Origin of the sequence: Variovorax sp. VaC1, from assembly GCF_043658315.1 — a bacterium.
Classification (GTDB): Bacteria; Pseudomonadota; Gammaproteobacteria; order Burkholderiales; family Burkholderiaceae_C; genus Variovorax.
This window is the reverse complement of the sequence record NZ_JBIGLT010000006.1, coordinates 162,142-183,013: the sequence shown is the minus strand read 5'-3', so window position 1 is coordinate 183,013 and position 20,872 is coordinate 162,142. Positions and strand designations below refer to the sequence as shown.

14 protein-coding genes are annotated in these 20,872 nt (G+C 67.8%); 9 read left to right on the top strand and 5 right to left on the bottom strand.

The window, feature by feature from the left end; translation table 11 throughout:
* Window positions 1-224: 224 nt before the first annotated feature.
* The 4 genes from ACGLHS_RS23735 to ACGLHS_RS23720 all read left to right on the top strand — a co-directional run bounded on the left by ACGLHS_RS23735 (window position 225) and on the right by ACGLHS_RS23720 (window position 10,635).
* A complete protein-coding gene (locus ACGLHS_RS23735) occupies window positions 225-1,853 on the top strand; it encodes an efflux RND transporter periplasmic adaptor subunit (protein WP_394483780.1) in 1,629 nt (542 codons plus the stop codon).
* A 61-nt stretch (window positions 1,854-1,914) separates the two neighbouring features.
* Complete coding sequence (locus ACGLHS_RS23730) at window positions 1,915-5,034, top strand: efflux RND transporter permease subunit (protein WP_394483778.1); 3,120 nt, start codon at window positions 1,915-1,917, stop codon at window positions 5,032-5,034.
* 793 nt (window positions 5,035-5,827) lie between these two features.
* Window positions 5,828-9,118, top strand: a complete 3,291-nt coding sequence (locus tag ACGLHS_RS23725) for an efflux RND transporter permease subunit (RefSeq protein ID WP_394483776.1) — start codon at window positions 5,828-5,830, stop codon at window positions 9,116-9,118.
* Window positions 9,119-9,141: 23 nt separating this feature from the next.
* A complete protein-coding gene (locus ACGLHS_RS23720) occupies window positions 9,142-10,635 on the top strand; it encodes an efflux transporter outer membrane subunit (RefSeq protein ID WP_394483774.1) in 1,494 nt (497 codons plus the stop codon).
* 91 nt (window positions 10,636-10,726) lie between these two features.
* Here the strand turns inward: ACGLHS_RS23720 and ACGLHS_RS23715 are convergent, their stop codons facing one another.
* Window positions 10,727-11,092 carry an SPW repeat protein gene (locus tag ACGLHS_RS23715; RefSeq protein ID WP_394483772.1) on the bottom strand — a complete coding sequence of 122 codons (366 nt, stop codon included), beginning with the start codon at window positions 11,090-11,092 and terminating at the stop codon, window positions 10,727-10,729.
* Window positions 11,093-11,387: 295 nt separating this feature from the next.
* On the opposite strand from ACGLHS_RS23715, the gene ACGLHS_RS23710 reads away from it, so the two are divergent.
* On the top strand, window positions 11,388-12,116 hold the full coding sequence (locus ACGLHS_RS23710; protein WP_093239143.1) for a GntR family transcriptional regulator: 729 nt from the start codon (window positions 11,388-11,390) through the stop codon (window positions 12,114-12,116).
* Window positions 12,117-12,143: 27 nt separating this feature from the next.
* On the opposite strand, the gene ACGLHS_RS23705 is transcribed toward ACGLHS_RS23710, so the two are convergent.
* Window positions 12,144-13,010 carry a MurR/RpiR family transcriptional regulator gene (locus ACGLHS_RS23705; protein ID WP_093239145.1) on the bottom strand — a complete coding sequence of 289 codons (867 nt, stop codon included), beginning with the start codon at window positions 13,008-13,010 and terminating at the stop codon, window positions 12,144-12,146.
* A gap of 137 nt (window positions 13,011-13,147) precedes the next feature.
* Here ACGLHS_RS23705 and ACGLHS_RS23700 point away from each other — a divergent pair, with 137 nt between their 5' ends.
* From ACGLHS_RS23700 to ACGLHS_RS23690, 3 genes are all read left to right on the top strand, one after another.
* Complete coding sequence (locus tag ACGLHS_RS23700; protein ID WP_394483770.1) at window positions 13,148-14,482, top strand: aspartate aminotransferase family protein; 1,335 nt, start codon at window positions 13,148-13,150, stop codon at window positions 14,480-14,482.
* A 72-nt stretch (window positions 14,483-14,554) separates the two neighbouring features.
* The gene (locus ACGLHS_RS23695; protein ID WP_394483768.1) at window positions 14,555-15,469 is read left to right on the top strand and encodes a transporter substrate-binding domain-containing protein; all 915 of its coding nucleotides are present in this window, start codon (window positions 14,555-14,557) and stop codon (window positions 15,467-15,469) included.
* 12 nt (window positions 15,470-15,481) lie between these two features.
* The gene (locus ACGLHS_RS23690) at window positions 15,482-16,153 is read left to right on the top strand and encodes an aspartate/glutamate racemase family protein (RefSeq protein ID WP_394483766.1); all 672 of its coding nucleotides are present in this window, start codon (window positions 15,482-15,484) and stop codon (window positions 16,151-16,153) included.
* Here ACGLHS_RS23690 and ACGLHS_RS23685 read toward each other — a convergent pair.
* Window positions 16,139-17,029 (bottom strand): hypothetical protein, encoded by an 891-nt coding sequence (locus tag ACGLHS_RS23685; protein WP_093239151.1) that lies wholly within the window; start codon window positions 17,027-17,029, stop codon window positions 16,139-16,141. The two genes, ACGLHS_RS23690 and ACGLHS_RS23685, sit on opposite strands and share 15 nt — an antisense overlap.
* A gap of 177 nt (window positions 17,030-17,206) precedes the next feature.
* Here ACGLHS_RS23685 and ACGLHS_RS23680 point away from each other — a divergent pair, with 177 nt between their 5' ends.
* Window positions 17,207-18,031, top strand: coding sequence for an undecaprenyl-diphosphate phosphatase (locus tag ACGLHS_RS23680; RefSeq protein ID WP_093239153.1), 825 nt, complete (start codon window positions 17,207-17,209; stop codon window positions 18,029-18,031).
* 79 nt (window positions 18,032-18,110) lie between these two features.
* Here ACGLHS_RS23680 and ACGLHS_RS23675 read toward each other — a convergent pair whose 3' ends face one another.
* Together ACGLHS_RS23675 and ACGLHS_RS23670 are read right to left on the bottom strand one after the other, a co-directional pair.
* The gene (locus ACGLHS_RS23675) at window positions 18,111-20,039 is read right to left on the bottom strand and encodes an ATP-binding protein (protein ID WP_394483764.1); all 1,929 of its coding nucleotides are present in this window, start codon (window positions 20,037-20,039) and stop codon (window positions 18,111-18,113) included.
* Entirely contained in the window at window positions 19,949-20,674 is a 726-nt protein-coding gene (locus tag ACGLHS_RS23670) for a response regulator (RefSeq protein WP_394483762.1), read from the bottom strand. The genes ACGLHS_RS23675 and ACGLHS_RS23670 overlap by 91 nt, the downstream gene beginning before the upstream one ends.
* Between the last annotated feature and the right edge of the window lie 198 nt (window positions 20,675-20,872).

Below are 20,872 nucleotides of genomic sequence, written 5' to 3'. Positions count from 1 at the left end.
GAGCGGACTGTGCCGGGCGGCACCCGCGCCTGCCATCGGCGTGCGACGGAATGCCCTGTGGCGGCGCGAGTTGCAGCCGGGTGGCGCGAATGGCGTGATCGGCGGCACGGCCGGGAGCTTTACCGCCGCTTTACGGCGCAGCCAACAGCGCGACTACCATTCGGCGCTGTACTCTAGGTCGCAGCTCTGCCCCCTTCGCACGCACCACGCATCACGCACCGCCCATGGATTCCAACCACCGTCCCGAACCCCTGCCTGCCACCGTGTCTCCCACACATCCTCCGGTGCGCAGGCGCCGGTGGGTGGGAGGCCTGTTGACCTTGCTGCTGCTCGCGGCGCTCGGGGCGGGCGCCTGGTACCTGATCCAGCGCTCGAAGACGCCGGTGGCCGGCGTGGGTGGACCCGGCGGCCTCGGCGGCCGTCCGGGGGGCGCGGGCGGGCCTGGCGGGCGCGGCGGCGCGGGTGGTGGCGGCGGCCCGGCTTCGAGCACCGTCGGCGTGGCCACGGCCACGCGGGCCGATATCCCGGTCCAGCTCGAAGCGCTGGGCACGGTCACGCCGCTGGCCAATGTCACGGTGCAGCCGCAGGTGTCGGGCGTGCTCACGGCCGTGCTCTTCCAGGAAGGGCAGATGGTCAAGAAGGGCGACGTGCTGGCCACCATCGACCCGCAACCTTTCCAGAATGCGCTGGCGCAGGCCACGGGCGCGCGGCTGCGCGACGAGGCATCGCTCGATGCGGCGCGCGTCACGCTCAAGCGCTACCAGACCCTGCTCGGGCAGGACTCCATCGCGCGGCAGGACGTCGACACGCAGGCTGCGCTGGTCAAGCAACTTGAAGGCACCGTCGCGATCGACCGCGCGAACGAAGGCACGGCCAAGCTCAACCTGACGTGGAGCCGCATCACCGCGCCGGTGAGCGGGCGCATCGGCCTGCGGCCGGTGGATGCAGGCAACTACATCACCACGGGCACCACCGGCGGCGTGGCCACCATCACCCAGATCGCGCCCATCGACGTCGAGTTCGCCGTTCCGCAAGACCGCGTGCCCGAGGTGCAGGAGCGCCTGGCGCAGGGCGCGCAGCTCGAAGCCACGGCCTTCGACCGCACGCGCACGCGCCGGCTTGCCAAGGGCATGTTCGCCACGCTCGACAACCTGGTCGACACGCAGACCGGCACCGTCAAGGCCAAGGCCCGTTTCTCGAACGCCGACGGCGCGCTGTTCCCGAACCAGTTCGTCAACCTGCGGCTGCTGCTGCGCACCGTCGACAGCTCGGTGGTGGTGCCGGTCACGGCGCTGCGGCACGGGCCCAACGGCGACTATGTCTATGTGATCAACAGCGACAGCACCGTGTCGCAGCGCCCCGTCAAGCGCGGCGAGGCGAGCGTGGACAACGTGGCGATCATGTCCGGGCTGGAGTCCGGCGAGCGCGTCGTGACCGAAGGCGGCGACCGGCTGAAGGACGGCGCGCGCGTGCAGACCACGGTGGACCGGCCGGCCGTGCCGGCATCGGGGGCCGCATCGGGCACGCACCGCGGCGGCAAGCGGCAGGGCGGCAATGGCGCGAGGGGCGATGCTTCCGCGCCTTCTGCCCCTGCCACGCCCGGCGCAACCGCACCGGCCGCACCGACTGGCACCACGCCACAAGCCGCAGCCCCCGCGGCTGCCCCGGCGACGCCAGCCAAGCTGCCCACCGCCGAGCAGCGCCAGCGCATGCTCGATTCGGTCAAGGACCAACCCGATCAGCTCGAGCGCCGCAAGCGCTTTCTCGAAGCCCTGGACCGTGGCGATCCGGCGGCGCTGGAGCGCTGGCAGCGCATGTCAGAGGGTCGGGGTGACGGCCGGCAAGGCCAATGAGCCGCCGGGCCGCCCTCTCCACCCGGGTGATTGCCGCAGCGCGTAGCGCGGAGGCTTTCGAATGAGTCCCTCACGCCCGTTCATCCTGCGGCCGGTGGCGACCTCGCTGCTGATGGTCGCCATCGTGCTGGCCGGCCTGGTGGCGTTCCGCTTCCTGCCGCTGTCGGCGCTGCCGCAGGTCGACTACCCGACCATCCAGGTGCAGACCCTCTACCCCGGGGGCAGCCCCGAGGTCATGAGCAACACCGTCACCGCACCGCTGGAGCGCCAGTTCGGCCAGATGTCGGGGCTCGACCGCATGAGCTCGACCAGCGCGGCCGGCGTGTCGATCATCACGCTGCAGTTCTCGCTCGGCCAGACGCTCGACGTCGCCGAGCAGGAAGTGCAGGCCGCCATCAACGCCGGCGGCTCGCTGCTGCCGGCCGACCTGCCGGCGCCTCCGGTGTACGCCAAGGTCAACCCGGCCGACGCGCCGGTGCTCACGCTGGCCATCACGTCCGACACGCTGCCGCTGACCGAGGTGCAGAACCTCGTCAACACGCGGCTCGCGCAGAAGATCAGCCAGGTCTCGGGTGTGGGTCTGGTGTCGCTCAGCGGCGGGCAGCGCCCGGCCGTTCGCATCCAGGCCAACACGCAGGCGCTGGCCGCCAACGGTATTGGGCTCGACACGCTGCGCACTGCCATTTCGGCGGCCAATTCGAACGGCGCCAAGGGCAGCTTCGACGGCCCCAAGCGCGCCTACAGCATCAACTCGAACGACCAGCTGGTCACGGTCGACGACTACAAGAACCTGATCGTCTCGTACAAGAACGGCGCGCCGATCCGCATGATCGACGTGGCGCAGGTGGTCAACAGCGCCGAGAACACGCAGCTCAGCGCCTGGTCCGGCAGCAAGGCCAGTGGCAGCGGCCAGCTCACGCCGGCCATCGTGCTGAACGTGCAGCGCCAGCCCGGCGCCAATGTGATCGCCACCGTCAACGCCATCAAGGCCCAGTTGCCCGAACTGCAAGCGGGCCTTCCGGCCGGCCTGAAGATCGAGGTGCTGAGCGACCGCACGGCCGGCATCCGCGCCTCGGTGCAGCACGTCGAGATGGAACTGGTGCTGGCCGTGGTGCTGGTGGTGCTGGTGATCTTCGCCTTCCTGGGCAGCCTGCGCGCCACCGTCATCGCCAGCGTCGCGGTGCCCATCTCGCTCATCGGCACCTTCGGGCTGATGTACCTGCTGGGCTACAGCCTGAACAACCTGAGCCTGATGGCGTTGACCATCGCCACCGGCTTCGTGGTCGACGACGCGATCGTGATGATCGAGAACATCGCCCGCTACATCGAGGAGGGCGAGAAGCCGTTGCAGGCCGCCTTCAAGGGCGCCACGCAGATCGGCTTCACCATCATCTCGCTCACCGTGTCGCTGATCGCGGTGCTGATCCCGCTGCTGTTCATGGGCGACGTGGTGGGCCGCCTGTTCCGCGAGTTCGCGGTGACGCTGGCCATCACCATCCTGATCTCGGCGGTGGTGTCGCTCACGCTGGTGCCGATGATGTCGGCGCGCTGGCTCAAGCATGAACCCAAGAAGGAACCCGGCGGCACCGGCTTCGGCGCGCGCGCCCAGCGCTTCTTCGATGGCGTCATGGTGCGCTACGACCGCTCGCTGCACTGGGTGATCGAGCACCAGCCGCTCACCTTGCTGGTGGCGCTGCTGACCATGGTGCTGACCGTGGTGCTGTACCTCACGATTCCCAAGGGCCTGTTCCCCACGCAGGACACCGGCCAGCTGCAGGCGCGCATCCAGGCATCGCAGGACGTGTCTTTCGACCGCATGTCGCAGCTGCAGCAGGAGGCGGCCAAGGCCATCCTGGAAGACCCCGAGGTCGAGAACCTCAGCTCCTTCGTCGGCGTGGACGCCGCCAACAACACCATGCTGCACACCGGCAGCATGCTCATCAACCTCAAGCCGGGCCATGGCAACCAGCAGCAGATCATGGACCGGCTGCGCGAGCGTGCGCACGAGGTGGCGGGCATCACGCTCTACCTGCAGCCCACGCAGGACCTGACCATCGACGCCGAGACAGGCCCGACCGAATACCGCATGTCGCTCGAAGGCGTGGACAGCGCGGCGATCACGTCATGGATGAAGAAGCTCGTGGCGAAGCTGCAGGAGTCGAGCAAGGTGCGCAACGTGAGCAGCGACGCCGGCGCGCAGGGCCTGGCTGCTTTCGTGAACGTGAACCGCGACACCGCGGCGCGCCTGTCGATCACCGCGAGCACGGTCGACGATGCGCTCTACAGCGCCTTCGGCCAGCGCATCGTCTCGACCATCTTCACCGAGACCAACCAGTACCGCGTGATTCTCGAAGCGATGCCCGGCATGGTGAACACGCCGCAGACGCTGGGGCAACTGAGCCTGATCGCCGGCTCCGGAACGGCCACGCCGCTCTCGGCCATTGCCGACATCAGCGAGCAGCAGGCGCCGCTGCAGATCACGCACGTGGCGCAATACCCGGCGAGCACGTTGAACTTCGACACGGCACCGGGCGTGTCGCTCGGCACCTCGGTCGATGCGATCCGCGCGGCCGCGAAGGAAATCAGCCTGCCCAGCAGCGTGACCATGACCTTCCTCGGGGCCTCGGGGGCTTATGAGAAATCGCTGTCGAACCAGTTGTGGCTGATTCTGGCGGCCGTTGTTTGCGTGTACATCGTGCTGGGCGTGCTCTATGAGAGCTATGTGCATCCGCTCACGATCTTGTCGACGCTGCCTTCGGCGGGCGTGGGGGCGCTGCTGGCGTTGATGATCACCGGCAACGACCTGGGGGTGATCGGGATCATCGGCATCATCCTGCTGATCGGCATCGTGAAGAAGAACGCGATCATGATGATCGACTTTGCGATCGATGCAGAGCGCAATGAAGGCAAGTCGGCGCGCGAGGCGATCCATCAGGCGGCGTTGCTGCGGTTCCGGCCGATCTTGATGACGACGTTGGCTGCACTGTTCGCTGCGATTCCGCTGATGTTGAGCTTTGGCGATGGGGCCGAGTTGCGGCGGCCGCTGGGGCTTGCGATCTTTGGCGGGTTGATCGTGAGCCAACTGCTGACTTTGTTCACTACGCCTGTGATCTATCTGGCGTTTGATCGGCTGGGTGGGGGGAGTACTCGGCGGTCTGTGGTTGAGGAGGAGGCGGTTTGATTCCGGTCTGCTGCCTTTTTGAGTTCCGGGGCCGGGTCTCGCCCCGGCGGGCGACTCACTTTCTTTTGCTTCGCCAAAAGAAAGTAAGCAAAGAAAAGGCGACCCCGCTGTCTGCGACCCCTGCGCTGCGCTACGGGGCAACCTGCGGTGCTCGCGTTTCGCGGGGTCCGCAGAACTCGCTTCGCTCAAACAGCTGCGGCCCTGATCCGCGAAACGCTCCGCTCCTCGGCGCAGCCAGAGGGGCTTCGATACCGAACGGGCCATTGCTTCGCTCGGCCCGGGTGGCGGACACGCGCTTGCGCGTGTCCGCCTTGAACGGGTGGTTGGGGTCTGTTGACTGCGGCTGGGCTGCGTCGAGCCGAGTCGAGCAAAGCGGGGCGAAGCCCGGCGAGAAGAAGCCAAGCGAGATAAAGCCTGGCGGGACGAAGTCAAATGAGGCAAAGCCGAGCGTAGCGATGGCCCGCAATGTCTTGAGCGCCGAGCGCAGCGATGGCGCGTTGGGTTCTCCAATCCCTTCTGGCTGCGCCGAGGAGCGGAGCGTTTCGCGGATCAGGGCTCGCCCTTGTTTGAGCGAAGCGAGTTTGGGCGAGACCCCGCGAAACGTGAGCACCGCAGGTTGCCCGGAGCGAAGCGGAGGGTCGCAGACAGCAGGGTCGCCTTTCTTTTGCCTACGTTTCTTTGGCGAAGCAAAGAAAAGTAGGTCGCCCGCCGGGGCGAGACCCGGCCTCCGTCCTCTGCAAGAGGCGCAAGACCAGCAAGAGCAGAGTCTCTGCCCTCCGCAAGGAGCGCAAAGATGAACCTCTCGCTCCCCTTCGTCAAACGCCCCATAGGCACAGTCCTCCTGACCATCGGCGTAGCCCTGGCCGGCATAGCCGCGTTCTTCGTCCTCCCAGTCTCCCCGCTCCCCCAGGTCGACTACCCCGTCATCTCAGTCAGCGCCGCCATCCCCGGCGCCAGCCCCGAGACCATGGCCACCAGCGTTGCAACACCGCTGGAGCGCCACCTCGGCACCATCGCCGGCGTCAACGAAATGACCTCGACGAGCGCAGTCGGCACCGCGCGCGTCACGCTCCAGTTCGACCTGAGCCGCAACATCGACGGCGCCGCGCGCGAAGTGCAGGCGGCCATCAACGCCAGCCGGGTCGACCTGCCCGCCACGCTGCGCAGCAACCCGACCTACCGCAAGGCGAACCCGGCGGCCTCGCCGGTGATCATCCTGGCGCTCACATCCAAGACCAAGACGCCGGGCCAGATCTACGACGCGGTGTCGAACATCGTGAGCCAGCGCCTGTCGCAGGTGGATGGCGTGGGCGACGTCGAAATCGGTGGCGGCTCGCTGCCCGCCGTGCGCGTGGAACTGCTGCCGTTTGCGCTCAGCCGCTACGGCATCAGCACCGACGACGTGCGCGCCGCGATCCAGGCCTCGAATGCCAACCGGCCCAAGGGCATGGTGCAGGGCGAGGGCCGCAAGCTGCAGATCTATACGCAGACGCCGGCCCTGCGCGCCAGCGACTACGCCTCGATGGTGGTGGCCTGGCGCAACGGCGCGGCCGTGCGGCTGCAGGACGTGGCCGAGGTGGTCGACGGCGTGGAAGACACGCGCACGCTGGGCCTGTTCAACGGCGAGCCCGCGATCATCGTGCTGATCACGCGGCAACCCTCGGCCAACATCATCGAAACGGTGGACAGCGTGCGCGCGCTGCTGCCCGAGCTGCAGGCCCAGTTGCCGCCCGACGTGACGCTGCAGGTGGCGTCGGACAGCACCAATTCCATCCGTGGTTCGCTGCGCGAGGTCGAGCTGACGCTGGTCATCTCGGTGCTGTTGGTGGTGCTGGTGGTCAGCCTGTTCCTGCGCAGCGTGCGCGCGACCATCGTGCCGGCGGTGGCCACGGTGGCGGCGCTGCTGGGCACTTTCGGCGTGATGTATCTGCTGGGCTTCAGCCTCAACAACCTGAGCCTGATGGCGCTCACGGTGGCCACCGGCTTCGTGGTCGACGACGCCATCGTGGTGCTCGAAAACACCAGCCGCCACATCGAGTCGGGCATGTCGCGCATGAAGGCTGCGCTGCTCGGCGCGAAGGAGGTGGGCTTCACCGTGCTGTCGATCAGCGTGTCGCTGGTGGCGGTGTTCATTCCGCTGCTGTTCATGGGCGGGCAGGTGGGCCGGCTGTTCCGCGAGTTCGCGGTCACGCTGTCGGCGGCGGTGATGATCTCGCTCGTGATCTCGCTGACCACCACGCCCATGATGTGCGCGTGGCTGCTCAAGCCGGGCGGCGAGCACGACAAGGAAAAGCCGCAGGGCCGCTTCGGGCGCATCGCGGCGCGCGGCTACGAATGGGTGCTCAAGCGCTACGAGCACAGCCTCGACTGGGCGCTCGACAACAAGGGGCTGGTCATGCTGGTCCTGGTGGCGGTGGTGGGGCTCAACGTGTACCTGTTCAGCGCCGCGCCGAAGGGCTTCTTTCCGCAGCAGGACAGCGGCCAGCTCAACGGCGGCCTGCGCGCCGACCAGAGCATTTCGTCGAAGGCCATGGCCGCGAAGCTGCGCGAGGTGGTCGACATCATCCGTGCCGACGAGGCGGTCGATACCGTGGTGGGCTTCACCGGCGGCAGCCGCGCGGGCGGCGGCTTCATGTTCGTCAACCTGAAGCCGGCCAGCCAGCGCAAGGACAGCGGCCTGGCCGTGATCGCCCGGCTGCGGCCCAAGCTCAACGAGGTGGCCGGCCTGCGCGTGTTCCTGGGAACGGTGCAGGACGTGCGATCGGGCGGCCGCTCCAGCAACTCCACCTACCAGTACACGCTCAAGAGCGACAGCCTGGCCGACCTGCGCGTGTGGGCCAACAAGCTGGCCGACGAGATGAAGCTGCAGCCGGTGCTGGCCGACATCGACACCGACCAGAGCGAGAACGGCGTCGAGATGATGGCGCAGGTCGATCCCGACAGCGCGCGCCGGCTCGGCCTGACCTCGACGGCGGTCGACAACGCGCTCTACAACGCCTTCGGCCAGCGCCAGGTGGCGACCATCTACACCGAGCTCAACCAGTACCACGTGGTGATGGAATGGGCGCCGCGCTACACGCTCAGCCCCAATGCATTGAGCGACGTGTACGTGCCCGCGACCAAGACCGTGGTCGTGGCCGGGCAGGCCGTGACCACCCAGATCGCGGCCCCGACCACGACCGCCAATTCAGCGGCTTCCGCCAGCAAGACGGCGGCGAGCACGGGCACGAGTACCGGTGCAAGCGCTTCGGTGCCGGTGTCGGCGAACCCCGCGCTGCGCAATGCCTCGTCGGGCAACGTGCTGAGCAACACGGCCACCAGCCTGGTGCCGCTGTCGGCCGTGGCGAAGTTCTTCGAGAACTCGGTCGCCACGTCCGTGAGCCACGAAGACGGCGAACTGGCAACGACGATCTCGTTCAACCTCGTCGAAGGCGCGAACCTGGGCGATGCACGCGAGGCCATCGCCAAGGCCGAGGCCAACATCGCCATGCCCACCAACGTGCGCGGTTCGTTCTCGGGCACGGCGGCGAGCGCGCAGCAATCGCAGAGCCAGCAGGCCATGCTGATCCTGGCCGCGCTGATCGTGATCTACATCGTGCTGGGCATCCTCTACGAAAGCCTGGTGCACCCGATCACCGTGCTGTCGACGCTGCCATCGGCCGGCGTGGGCGCGGTGCTGGCGCTGCTGATGTTCCGCATGGAGTTCTCGATCATTGCGCTCATCGGCGTGTTCCTGCTGATCGGCATCGTGAAGAAGAACGCCATTCTCATCATCGACTTCGCGCTGGAGGCCGAGCGCTCGCGCGGCCTTTCGCCGATGGAGGCGGTGCGCGAGGCCTGCCTGCTGCGCTTCCGCCCGATCCTGATGACCACGCTGGCGGCCGCGCTCGGCGCGCTGCCGCTGGCCATCGGCTTCGGGGAGGGCGCCGAGCTGCGCCGGCCATTGGGCGTGGCCATCATCGGCGGACTGATCGCCAGCCAGTTGCTGACCCTGCTGACCACGCCGGTGGTCTACCTGCTGCTCGACAAATTGCGCCGCCGCGGCGCCCATGAAAACGAACTGGGCCGCGCCGCGAACGCCTGAGATGACCGCCTGAGAACACCGCCATGAACGCATCGCTTTTCCCTCATCGTTCGAGCCGCTTCGCGCTCTCGGCGCTCGCCCTGGCTGCCTTGCTCGCGGGTTGTTCCGTCGGTCCGCGCTACCAGTTGCCGGCCAGCGCGTCGCCCACCTACTGGAAGGAGCAGAAGGCCGCCGAAGGCTGGCTGCCCGCCGCGCCGGCCGATGCGCTGGACCGTGGCGAATGGTGGAAGCTGTTCGGCGACCCGACGCTCGACGAACTGGCCTCGCGCGTACAGGTGTCGAACCAGAACATCGCCGCGGCAGTCGCCAACTACGCCAATGCCCAGGCGCTGGTGCGGGGGCAGCGCGCGGCGCTGTTCCCGTCGCTGACGCTCAATGGCTCCGGCAAGCGCACGGGCGGTGGCGACACCAGCCCGAGCAACGCTTTCGCCGCCTCGCTCGGCGCCGCCTGGGCGCCCGATGTCTGGGGGCGGCTGCGGGAGTCGGTGAACAGCGCGTCGGCCAACGCGCAGGCCAGCGAGGCCGACCTCGCATCGGCGCGGCTGTCGGCCATCGGCGACCTGGCGACCAACTACCTGTCGTTGCGCGAGGCCGATGTCGAGATCGGCCTGCTCGACGAGACCATCAAGGGCTACGAGCGCGCCTTCGAGATCACCCGCAACCGCTACAACGCCGCCATCGCCGCGCAGACCGACGTGCTGCAGGCCCAGACCCAACTGGCCAACGCGCGCGCCACGCGCCTGACGCTGGTGCGCACCCGCGCCACGCTCGAACACGCCATCGCCGTGCTGGTGGGCGCAGCACCGGCCGACTTCAGCCTGGCGCCCGCACCCTGGACGCAGACCGTGCCCGGCATTCCGACCGGCGTGCCCACGACGCTGCTGCAGCGCCGGCCCGACATCGCGGCGGCCGAGCGCGCGGTGGCCGCCGCCAATTCGCAGATCGGCATTGCGCGTTCGGCTTACTTCCCGAGCTTCAATCTGAGTGCCTCGATCGGCAGCAGCGCCAGCCGGGTCGGCAGCCTGTTCAGTGCCCCCAACACGCTCTGGTCGCTCGGCCTGACGGCGGCGCAGGTGGTGTTCGACGCGGGCGCCATCGGTGCCAGCGTCGACGCGGCCAAGGCCAGCTACGACGCCAGCGTGGCGCACTACCGCCAGACGGTGCTGGCCGCCTTCCAGGGTGTCGAAGACCAGCTCACCACGGGTGCCACGCTCGCCCAGCAGGAGGGCATGTACCGCGAAGCCTCCAATGCGGCCGACAAGACCGAGCAACAACTGCTGAACCGCTATCGCGAAGCCCAGGTGGCGTACACCGACGTGGTGACGGCGCAGGTCGCCGCCTTGAGCGCACGGCGCACGCTGGTGCAGGTGCAACTCAATCGCCAGACCGCCGCCGTGGCGCTCATTCAGGCGCTGGGCGGTGGCTGGCAGGCCGGGTGGATGGGCGGCGATGCGCAGGCTGCGACGACAGCGACGACGCAGCAGCAGCAACCGTCCGCCTCCGAGCCCAAGCCCTGAGGAATCGAGGGAACGGACGATGCGTGCGCCCGTTCCCCGGAGCCCGGCCGCCGGCTGCGCGCGGGGCCCTTCTTCAACATCGCGCGTTCGCTCAGTGGGCCGGACGGTCGATGGTGTGACCGAGGTAGTCCTTGTCGGTCACCAGCACCCAGAGCGCGAGCACCAGGATCACCGCGGCGACGAGCACCGCATTGACCAGTGCCGTTTCCGCCGAGCGGAAGCCAAGCACCCAGGGCGAAACCGCGAGCCAGGCGGCCAGAGCGACTTCGGTCCACTCTTCCCATTGGCGCGGCACGAAGGTCGCGCCCAGGGCCACGGCGCCGAGCAGGATGCCGGTCGCCACCATGGTCCACATCGCGGGCGTCAGGTCCTGGAAGCCCAGAACCCAGGGCGAGACGATCAGCCAGGCGCCTGCCACGGCGTTGACGGGGTCTTGCCAATGCTTCACTTGCTTCATGGTCATTACCTCCTGTCGCGACAAGGCGCCGCGACACCGGTTGGACCCTTGCGGAGCCCTCGGGGTTCCAAAGGGCCGACCCCGGCGCGTCAGCGCGCGCACCGCCTTGGGGCGTTTTCTGTAAGCGAACTACAGTGTTTTAGCTTACACGTGTTAGCAAATGTTAAGAAATTTTCCGTAATCCTCGAAAAAGTCCGAAAACGCACTTTTACGGAAATCGGGGATATCACGCACCGATCTTGAGCCGTAACATCCGCGCGGCCTGATTCCGGCCCGCCCCCGTTTCCGACCTCCGATGAACCCCCCAGATCCCTCCCGGACACGCGCGCTGTCCGTGGCCGACATGCTGCGCGCCCGCATCTTCGACGGCGACATCGCGCCCGGCGCCCACCTGATGGAGATCACGCTGGCCAACGAGTTCGGCGTGTCGCGCACCCCTGTGCGCGGCGCGATGGCGCGGCTGGCCGACGAGGGGTTGCTGGTCTATCACCCGCAGCGCGGTTTTCAGGTGCGCCGCTTCGATGCCAAGGACGTGTTCGACGCCTTCAGCCTGCGCGCCACGCTGGAGGGCATGGGTTGCCGCCTGCTCGGCGAGCGCGGGCTCGATGCCCGTGGCCAGGAGCAACTGGCGCAGATGCTCGAAGAGCAGCATGCGCTGCTCTACGGCGAGGAATGGACCGACGCCCACGCCATGCTCTGGCACGACCTGAACCTCGACTTTCACCGCAAGCTGCTGGCGCTGGCCGACAACCGCTGGCTGACCGAGGCGGTGGTGCGCTCCTGCCAGTTGCCGATCATCTTCGACAGCAAGCTGCGGCCGCACAACCGCGACGCCTCGGTGCTGCTCTACCGGCGCGAACAGGCCCAGAACGCGCTGGCCGAGCACCGGCGCATCGTCGACGCGCTGGGCCGGTGCGAGTCGGGCGTTGCCGAAAGCGTCATGCGCGAGCACATCACCGCCAACCGCGACCTGCTCGTGGACAACCTGCGCCAGAAGGCCGGCCGCACGCGCGCGCTTGTTTGACCGCTTGTGTGACAGGTCGCGGGCAGCTCAGCCGCCGCGCGCCACCGGCGCCATCAGGTAGGCGCCCGATTCGAACAACTGCGCCTCGGCCTGGTCGATGCGCCGGATCACCGGCTTGCCCGCGCGGCTTGCGAGCAGCTCGACCAGCGCTTCCGTCACCGCCACGCCGGCGGCGATCGACGGAAAGAACGACGGGCTGTGGATGGTGAAGAGCAGCGTTTCGTCCGCCAGCAGCGACAGCGGCGACGTCACGCTGTCGGTGATCGCCACGATGCGGCAGCCCGCCGCCTTCGCGGCCTGCGCCACCTGCAGCGCCTCGCGCGAGTAAGGCGCAAAGCTCGCCACCACCAGCGCGTCGCCTTTGGCAAAGGCGCGCTGCTGCATTTCGAGCGAGCCGCCCTGGCCGTCGACCAGGTGCACGCTGGTGCGGAACAGCCGATACACGTAGACGAATGAAAAGGCGATCGGAAAGCAGGCCCTGAAGCCCGCGGCATGCACGGCCGGCGCCTTCTCGATCAGCGCGCAGGCCTTCTGCAGCGCCTGCTCGCTCTGCTGGTGCGTGGCTTCGAGGTTGCGGCGCTGCACCTCGAACATTTCGCCGGCCAGCGTCTGGTCTTTCGCGCGGCCGACGAGTTGCTTGGCGCGCCCGCCGTAGGTCTCGGTGCCCAGCCCCATGTCGGCGGCGAAAGATTCCTTCAGCTGCGGCCAGCCTTCGTAGCCCAGGTGCTGCGCAAACCGCACCAGAGTGGCGGGCGTGCTCTGCGCGCGCGTGCCGACATTGCGCATCGAGCCGGTGACCACCTCGTTCGGATGGTCGAGCACGTAGCGCGCCACCTGCTGCAGCGCGGGGCTCAGTTCGTTGAAACGCTGGCGGATCTGTTCTCTGGCGCCCATGGCGGTGTCTCTTTTCTGGCTGTCGTTGGAACGAATGTACCGGAGCGATCGCAACGGAACAGTTGACGGAACAAATGTTCCAAGAAATAATTCTATGGAAACGTTAGTTCCACGATCCGTTCCGAGATTTCTCCGCCATGACGCACGTCTTTCACCGCCACCTTCGCCAGACCCCGCCCGTTGCCGCCGGCTCCCACGGCATGTTCATCCGCGACGCCGAAGGCCGCGAATACCTCGACGCCTCGGGCGGCGCCGCCGTGTCGTCGCTCGGCCACGCGCACCCCGAGGTGCTGGCCGCCATGCACGCCCAGCTCGACCGGCTGGCCTACGCGCACACCAGCTTCTTCACCAGCGAGGTGGCGGAGCAACTGGCCGACGAGCTGATCGGCTCGGCACCCGAAGGCATGAGCCACGTGTACCTGGTGAGCGGCGGTTCCGAGGCGGTCGAGGCCGCGCTCAAGATGGCGCGCCAGTACTTCGTCGAGATCGGCCAGCCGCAGCGCACGCATTTCATCGCGCGCCGCCAGAGCTACCACGGCAACACGCTGGGCGCGCTGGCGGTGGGCGGCAATGCCTGGCGGCGCGAGCCTTTCGCGCCGATCCTCGTGCCGGCCACGCATGTGTCGCCGTGCTATCCGTACCGCGAGCAGGGTGCCGACGAAAGCGCCGAGCAATACGGCCTTCGCCTGGCGGCCGAGCTGGAGGCCGCCATCGTGGCGCAAGGCGCCGACCGCGTGATCGCCTTCGTGGCCGAGACCGTCGGCGGCGCCACCGCCGGCGTGCTGACGCCGGTGCCCGGCTACTTCAAGGCGGTGCGCGCGGTGTGCGACAAGTACGGCGTGCTGCTGATCCTCGACGAGGTGATGTGCGGCATGGGCCGCACCGGCACGCTGCACGCTTGCGAACAAGAGGGCGTGGTGCCCGACCTCATCACCATTGCCAAGGGCCTGGGTGGCGGCTACCAGCCGATCGGCGCGGTGCTGGCACAAGGCAAGGTCGTCGAGGCGATGTCGAAGGGCAGCGGCTTCTTCCAGCATGGCCACACCTACCTCGGCCATCCGATGGCCTGCGCGGCTGCGCTTGCGGTGCAGCAGGTGATCCGGCGCGACGGGCTGGTCGCCAAGGTGCACGACGACGGCATCGCCTTCGGCGCGATGCTGGCCGAGGCGCTGGGTGCGCACCCGCATGTGGGGGACATTCGCGGCCGTGGCTTCTTCTGGGGCATCGAACTGGTGGCCGACCGCACAACAAAGGCGCCTTTCGATCCCGCGCTGAAGCTGCACGCCGCGGTCAAGAAAGACGCCATGTCGCGCGGCCTGCTGTGCTACCCCTTCGGCGGCACGGTCGACGGCCGCCAGGGCGACCACGTGCTGCTGGCGCCACCCTTCATCGCCACGCGGCAAGACCTGAAGGAGATCGCCGCGCGCCTAGCGGCCTCCATCGATGCGGTCACGCGGGCCGCCGCGCGCTGAGCGTTCAACGCCCGGCGCCGCACCCCTTCTTTCGTCCCCGTTTCTTCAACCGCCGTTCCCAGGAGCGCTTTCATGCCCAAGCTTCGTCTGCCGATTCCCGTCGGTGCTGCCGCTCTCGCGGTCGCCTTCGCCTTCCTGTTGCCGCACGTGGCGGCCCAGGCCCAGGAGAGCGACACGCTCGCCAAGATCAAGGCCAGCGGCGCCATCACCTTCGGCTACCGCGAATCGTCGTTCGGCTTCTCGTACCTCGACAGCAACCTCAAGCCCGTGGGCTACAGCATCGAGATCTGCAAGCGCATCGTCGAGGCGGCCAAGGCCGAGCTGAAGATGCCTGCCATCGAGATCAAGTACCAGGCCGTGACCTCGGCCAACCGCATCCCGCTGGTGCAGAACGGCACGGTCGACATCGAATGCGGCTCCACCACCAACCTGGTCGAGCGCCAGAAGCAGGTGGCCTTTTCGCCGGACATCTTCCGCTACAACGTGCGCATGCTGGTCAAGGCCGATTCGGGCATCAAGAGCATTGCCGACCTGCAGGGCAAGACGGTGGCCACCACCAGCGGCACGACCTCGTTCCGCCTGCTGCGCGAGGCTGACCGGGGCCGCAGCCTCGAGGTGAACAACCTCGCCGGCAAGGACCACAGCGACTCGTTCCTGCTGGTCGAAAGCGGCCGTGCCCAGGCCTTCGTGCTCGACGACATCCTGCTGGCCGGGCAGATCGCCAATGCGCGCAACCCGAAAGACTTCATCATCACCGGCGAGAGCCTGCGCACCGAGAACCAGTCGCTGATGTTCCGCAAGGATGACCCGGCCTTCAAGGCGCTGGTCGACCGCGTGGTGTCGGGCATGATGAAGTCGGGCGAGATGGAAAAGCTCTATGCCAGGTGGTTCACCTCGCCGATTCCGCCGAAGGGCATCAACATCAACTACCCGCTCAATGCCGAGACGAAGGACGCGTTTGCCAACCCGTCGTCCAAGGGCATCTGAGCCGCTCGCTTCATGACACGCATCGCCCTGATCCACGCGCTTTCGCATTCCGTCGCGCCCATCAACGAAGCCTTTGCGCGCGACTGGCCCGAGGCGCTGCGCATGAACCTGCTCGACGACAGCCTCTCGGCCGACCTCGCCCGCAACGGGCGAGGGCTGGACGCGGCGATGCACGAGCGCTTCCAGCGGCTGGCGCAGTACGCGGTCGACACCGGCGCGCAGGGCATCCTCTTCACCTGCTCGGCCTTCGGGCCCTGCATCGAGGCCGTGGCGCGGCGGCATGCGGGCATGCCGGTGCTCAAGCCGAACGAGGCGATGGTCGACGAGGCCACGCAGGGGCCAGCGCAAGGGCAGGGCAGGCTGGGGCTGATCGCCACCTTCGCGCCCACGCTGGCGTCGATGCCGCCCGAGTTTCCGGCCGGTACGGCACTTGAACTGGCGTTGGCCGAAGGCGCACTCGACGCCTTGAACGCCGGCGACACGCAACGGCACGACGCATTGATCGCGGCGCAGGCCGTGGCGCTGCGCGAGCGCGGCTGCACGCGCATCGCGCTGGCGCAGTTCAGCATGGCGCGGGCACGCGACGCCTGCGCACAGGCGAGCGGATTGCCGGTGCTGACCACGGTCGACAGCGCGGTGCGCGCGCTGCGCCGGCGCACCGCGCAAGGTTCAGCGCAGGCCTGACCGGTTCGGACCTTCGATGATCGAGAACAGGGCGGTCATCGCGATCTGGGCCGCATCGCCGCGGCCCAGCATGCGCGTGAGGCCGGTTTCGCGGTCGGTCGCTTCGAGGCCTTGCGACAGGCGCCGGTAGATGTCCGACGAAGGCAGCGTTGCCGAGGTGCCCAGCGCATCGCAATAGGTGTTGGCAAGAATGCCCGTGAGCTGTTCGCTCTGCGCGTTCGACAGCTTCATGGAGTCGCCGCCGAACACGACCGCGATGCAGTGCAGCAGGTAGGCCTGCGTTTCGAGCGAGAACGAGTGCTGCCGCACATAGCATTCGACGGCCGACCAGAACAGCGGGTCGGAAGTGCGGCGCCAGCTTTCAAGCACCTTGCGCGCCTTGGCCACCAGGTCGGCATGCGCATCGCCCGGTTCGCTGGGCCGCAGCGCCAGGCCCTGCAGGGTGAGCGAGGCTTCCGGCCCGGGCGCACCCAGGATGAAGCTCCAGAACTTCCAGCGGGCGTACCACTTCTTGTCGTGCGCCGGGTCGAGCGGCTCCAGCAGCCAGAAGTCGATGCTCTGTATCGCGTCGGCGCGCTGCTCGGCCACGCTGCCGTCGCCCAGGTCCAGCGCCTGCATGGCCGATTCCATCCGGTCGGCCGCGATGTGGCCCTGCGCGACGATGCCGGCGCTCGTGCCACCGCGGTTGATGTCGAGCAGGCGCTGCATCAACTGCTGCAGCTCGTGGGCCGAGGCGCCCGTGGCCTCGGCCACCCGCTTCAGCGAGGCGTGCTGGTCGATCTCGATTTCCCGGGCGTTCTTGCGGCGGTCCTTGCCGTGGTCGTCGGCGGTCGACACATGCTCTTCATGCCCATCCCCGGGGGTGAACGTTCGCATTGCAAAACTCCTTCGGACGCAGATGAATGGTCACGCCGGAATATGTGTCAAAGCGTAGCGACCGAACATCACCTGAACTGGGTATCTTGCGGGCCGCATGTGTCGGTTTTTCGCCCGCACCTGAATGCGGGCTGACTTGTGGCCTCGCGATAATCGCCGGTCTTTCAAGGAGTACGCGTGGACATCGTTTTGCTGGTCAAGGCCGCCGTCATGGGCATCGTGGAGGGGCTGACCGAATTTCTTCCGATCTCGTCGACCGGCCACCTGATTCTTGCGGGCTCGCTGCTGGGCTTCGACGACGACAAGGCCAAGGTCTTCGACATCGCCATCCAGACCGGGGCCATCTTCGCGGTGATCCTGGTGTACTGGCAGAAGATCAAGTCGACCGTGGTCGCGCTGCCCCGGCAGCCGAAGGCGCAGCGACTGGCGCTGAACATCTTCATCGGCTTCCTGCCGGCGGTGGTGCTGGGGCTGTTGTTCGGCAAGGCGATCAAGGCGCACCTGTTCATTCCGACCGTGGTGGCGAGCACTTTCATCATCGGCGGCTTCATCATCCTGTGGGCCGAAAAGCGGCCACCGGGCTCGGTGCGCGTCGAGCATGTCGACGACATGACGGCGTGGGACGCGCTCAAGGTCGGCCTGGTGCAGTGCTTCGCGATGATCCCGGGCACCAGCCGCAGCGGCTCGACCATCATCGGCGGCATGCTGCTGGGCCTGTCGCGGCAGGCGGCGACCGACTTCTCGTTCTTCCTGGCGATCCCGACGCTGATCGGTGCCGGCGTGTACAGCCTCTACAAAGAGCGTGCGCTGCTGTCGGTGGCCGACATTCCGCTGTTCGCGGTGGGGCTGGTGTTTTCGTTCGTCAGCGCGTGGCTGTGCGTGCGCTGGCTGCTGAGGTACATCAGCACCCACAACTTCATTCCGTTCGCCTGGTACCGCATCGCCTTCGGCATCGTGGTGCTGGCGACGGCGTGGAGCGGGCTGGTGGTCTGGGCCGACTGATCGACCGGCTGTTGATTTCCCGCTGACCGCCGGCGGATCGCGGGTGCGGTCCCCGGCCTGAACAAGGGCCTGGGCGACCTCAGGCCACCGGCGCGAGCGGCATCCGCAGCGCCACGTGCGTGTCACCCGGGCGGGAGTCGAGCTGCAGCTCGGCGCCGAGCCGACGGGCGCGGGCCCGCAGGCTTCGCAGGCCCGCCCCGTCGGCGCTGTGGGCCGCATCGACCGCAAAGCCGCGCCCGTCGTCGCGCACGCTCAACCGAAGCTCACCGTCCGCGCGCTGCACGGCCACGTCCACGCGGCGGCTCGCGCTGTGCTTCAGCACATTGGTCAGAGCCTCCTGCAGAAAGCGCAGCAGCTCCAGGCTGTGCGAGGGCGACAGCTCCAGCGTGTCGATGCCCGATACCTGCCAGCGGCAGTCGATGCCGTTGGCATCGAGCAGCTGCGAGATGCGGTGGCGCAGCGGCACCAGCAGCTCGCCGAAGGCGAGGGCACCATCGCCCCGGCCGGTGGCGTCGATGATCAGCCGCAGGTCGTCGCGCAGGCTCTTGAGCATGGCCAGCAGCTGCGGTGCCGACAGTTCTTCGGGCCGGCGCTCCAGCGTCGCGATGCTGCCGACCAGCATGCCGCCCAGCCCGTCGTGCAGGTCGCTCACGAGGTTGACGCGCTCGCCGATGCGCGCGTGCGCCAGCTCCAGCGCATGTTGCTGCGCGAGCGTGGCGGCCAGCTCGGCCTTGGCGGCATTCACTTCCTCGATCAGCTCGGTGTTGAAGTTCTCGATGCGCTTGAGGCTCTGCACGAAGCGCGCCGCCTGCGTCAGGGCCATGCCCAGCAGCAGCACGTACGACGACATCGTCGTGTAGTAGATGTTGCTGTCGATCACCTGCGTGAACACCAGCAGGTCGTGCCCGGCCGTGACTGCCGACACCGCCATGAAGGGCGCGAGCGAGCGCATCGGGCTGTCGCGGTGGCGCAGGGCGTGAATGATCGAGCTGCAGTTCACGGCAATGACCGTCAGCCCGCCCACCAGCGTCCAGATGGCGCGGTGCGTTGTCAGGCCCGGACCGCTCGCGAGCCACAGGTCGAGCACGCCGGCTGTGGCGACCAGCAGCGCGGCGGCTTCCAGTCGTGGCATGCGCCGCTGGCAGAAGCGCAGCGCGAAGACGATGTAGGACACGTCGAACACCAGCAGCAGCGACGTGTTCATCGCCTGCCAGCTGTGATTGCTGGCAAAGGGCCAGGGGCTGATCGCGATCTGGTTGTAGCCGAACAGCAGCCACAGCACGGACATCATCGCGAACCAGCCGTAGGCCGTCTCGCGCCGGCGCAGCACCCACAGCGCGGCAAAAAAGGCCGACACCGCGGCGCTGACCGCCAGGCCCAGCACCTGCAGGTCGCGGCGCACCAGGCGCTCGTGGTCGAACTCGGCCTGCAGCGCGGCCGGCGCGCCGAGGCTGACCGGCCCCAGCCCCGCCTGGTAGGCGAACAGGCCCGACACCCGCACCAGCAGCGTGTTGGTGCCGGGCTTGAGCAGCGGCGGCGCCAGCAGCCAGTAGCGCGGCGTGTTCCAGCCGCGCGTGAGCGGCTCGACCAGGCTGTCGTCGCGCGAGATCGGTACGCCATTGAGCGACACCTCGCCGGCCATGTTCAGGTAGTGCAGCATCAGGCCGGCTTCAGTGACCGGCGACGGTTGCTCCCAGGTGAGCCGGTACCAGACCACGCCGTCGAAATCGGGCCAGCGCTCGGCCCAGCTGTCGGGCAGGGTGACCGGTGTCCAGCCTTCGGTGGGCGGTGCCGCATCGTCCCAGCCGGTGCCGCGCGCGGCTTCGGCATGGAGTGCGGGCGCGGGTGCTGGTGCGGGTTGTGCCAGCGCCGGGCCGGCCGCGAGAAGAAGAAAAAATGAGAAGAAGCAGGCGCCGATCAGTGCAGCAAGCCGTGCTTTCGCCCCTGGAAGACCGCCTCGGTGCGCGAGTTGACGGCCAGCTTGCGGTAGATGTTCTTGGTGTGGCATTCAACGGTCAACCTGGAAATGGACAGCACTTCGGCCATGTCGCGGTTGCTCAGCCCTTGCGCCACCAGTTCGAGGATTTTGCGTTCGCGCGGCGTCAGGGCGGTGGCCGGCGCGGAGGCGGGCTCCGTGCCGCTTTCGTCCGGCAGCACGGCGGCAGCGCGCGTGGGGCCCTGTGTGGTGGCGAGCCACGCGATGATGCGGCGCGCGATGGATGGGTCGATCGATGCGCCGCCCTGCTCGATGCTGCGCAGCGCGATGCTCAGTTCGAGGTCGTCCCGCTCCTTGAGCAGGTAGCCGATGGCGCCGGCCCGCAGCGCCGCAAAGATGATTTCTTCGGTCCGCCAGGCCGAGATCACCACCGCCGGGACGCCCGGGCGGCGAATCTGCAGCCAGCTGATCAGCTCCACGCCATTGCCGTCGGGCAGACCGATGTCGACCAGCACGATGCCGTAGTGATGTTGCTCGAGCAGCAGCTTGGCCCCGGCCACGCTGTCCGCGACCGCGATCAGCTGGTCGTCGCAGCCGAGCGTGGACAGCACATAGCGCAGGCGATCCTGCATCGCCGGATCGTCCTCGATCACGAGCGCAGGGCTCAGTGAAACAGGTTCAGCTTCTTCGATCTGGAGAGATGACATGTGGCGGCATTTTGGATCTGTCTGTCGCGGCGCGTTGGACGTTTTTACTTATTTTCGGGGATTGTTTGCGAGTATTTCAATTTGTATCTATCGTTGCGACATTTACAAGACAGCAAGCCATGCCGAATCGGCAAGAAGCATCGGCTTTTCTGGAATATCGCGCCCCGCATGGGGGTTGCGCCGGAAATCGCACGGCGC

Coding starts and splice junctions, on each gene's coding strand:
- ACGLHS_RS23730 (WP_394483778.1), top strand. CDS start 1,915: ATGAGTCCCTCACGCCCGTTCATCCTGCGGCCGGTGGCGACCTCGCTG.
- ACGLHS_RS23675 (WP_394483764.1), bottom strand. CDS start 20,039: ATGCCACACCAAGAACATCTACCGCAAGCTGGCCGTCAACTCGCGCAC.
- ACGLHS_RS23705 (WP_093239145.1), bottom strand. CDS start 13,010: ATGGGCGCCAGAGAACAGATCCGCCAGCGTTTCAACGAACTGAGCCCC.
- ACGLHS_RS23720 (WP_394483774.1), top strand. CDS start 9,142: ATGAACGCATCGCTTTTCCCTCATCGTTCGAGCCGCTTCGCGCTCTCG.
- ACGLHS_RS23715 (WP_394483772.1), bottom strand. CDS start 11,092: ATGAAGCAAGTGAAGCATTGGCAAGACCCCGTCAACGCCGTGGCAGGC.
- ACGLHS_RS23725 (WP_394483776.1), top strand. CDS start 5,828: ATGAACCTCTCGCTCCCCTTCGTCAAACGCCCCATAGGCACAGTCCTC.
- ACGLHS_RS23710 (WP_093239143.1), top strand. CDS start 11,388: ATGAACCCCCCAGATCCCTCCCGGACACGCGCGCTGTCCGTGGCCGAC.
- ACGLHS_RS23685 (WP_093239151.1), bottom strand. CDS start 17,029: ATGCGAACGTTCACCCCCGGGGATGGGCATGAAGAGCATGTGTCGACC.
- ACGLHS_RS23735 (WP_394483780.1), top strand. CDS start 225: ATGGATTCCAACCACCGTCCCGAACCCCTGCCTGCCACCGTGTCTCCC.
- ACGLHS_RS23700 (WP_394483770.1), top strand. CDS start 13,148: ATGACGCACGTCTTTCACCGCCACCTTCGCCAGACCCCGCCCGTTGCC.
- ACGLHS_RS23695 (WP_394483768.1), top strand. CDS start 14,555: ATGCCCAAGCTTCGTCTGCCGATTCCCGTCGGTGCTGCCGCTCTCGCG.
- ACGLHS_RS23670 (WP_394483762.1), bottom strand. CDS start 20,674: ATGTCATCTCTCCAGATCGAAGAAGCTGAACCTGTTTCACTGAGCCCT.
- ACGLHS_RS23690 (WP_394483766.1), top strand. CDS start 15,482: ATGACACGCATCGCCCTGATCCACGCGCTTTCGCATTCCGTCGCGCCC.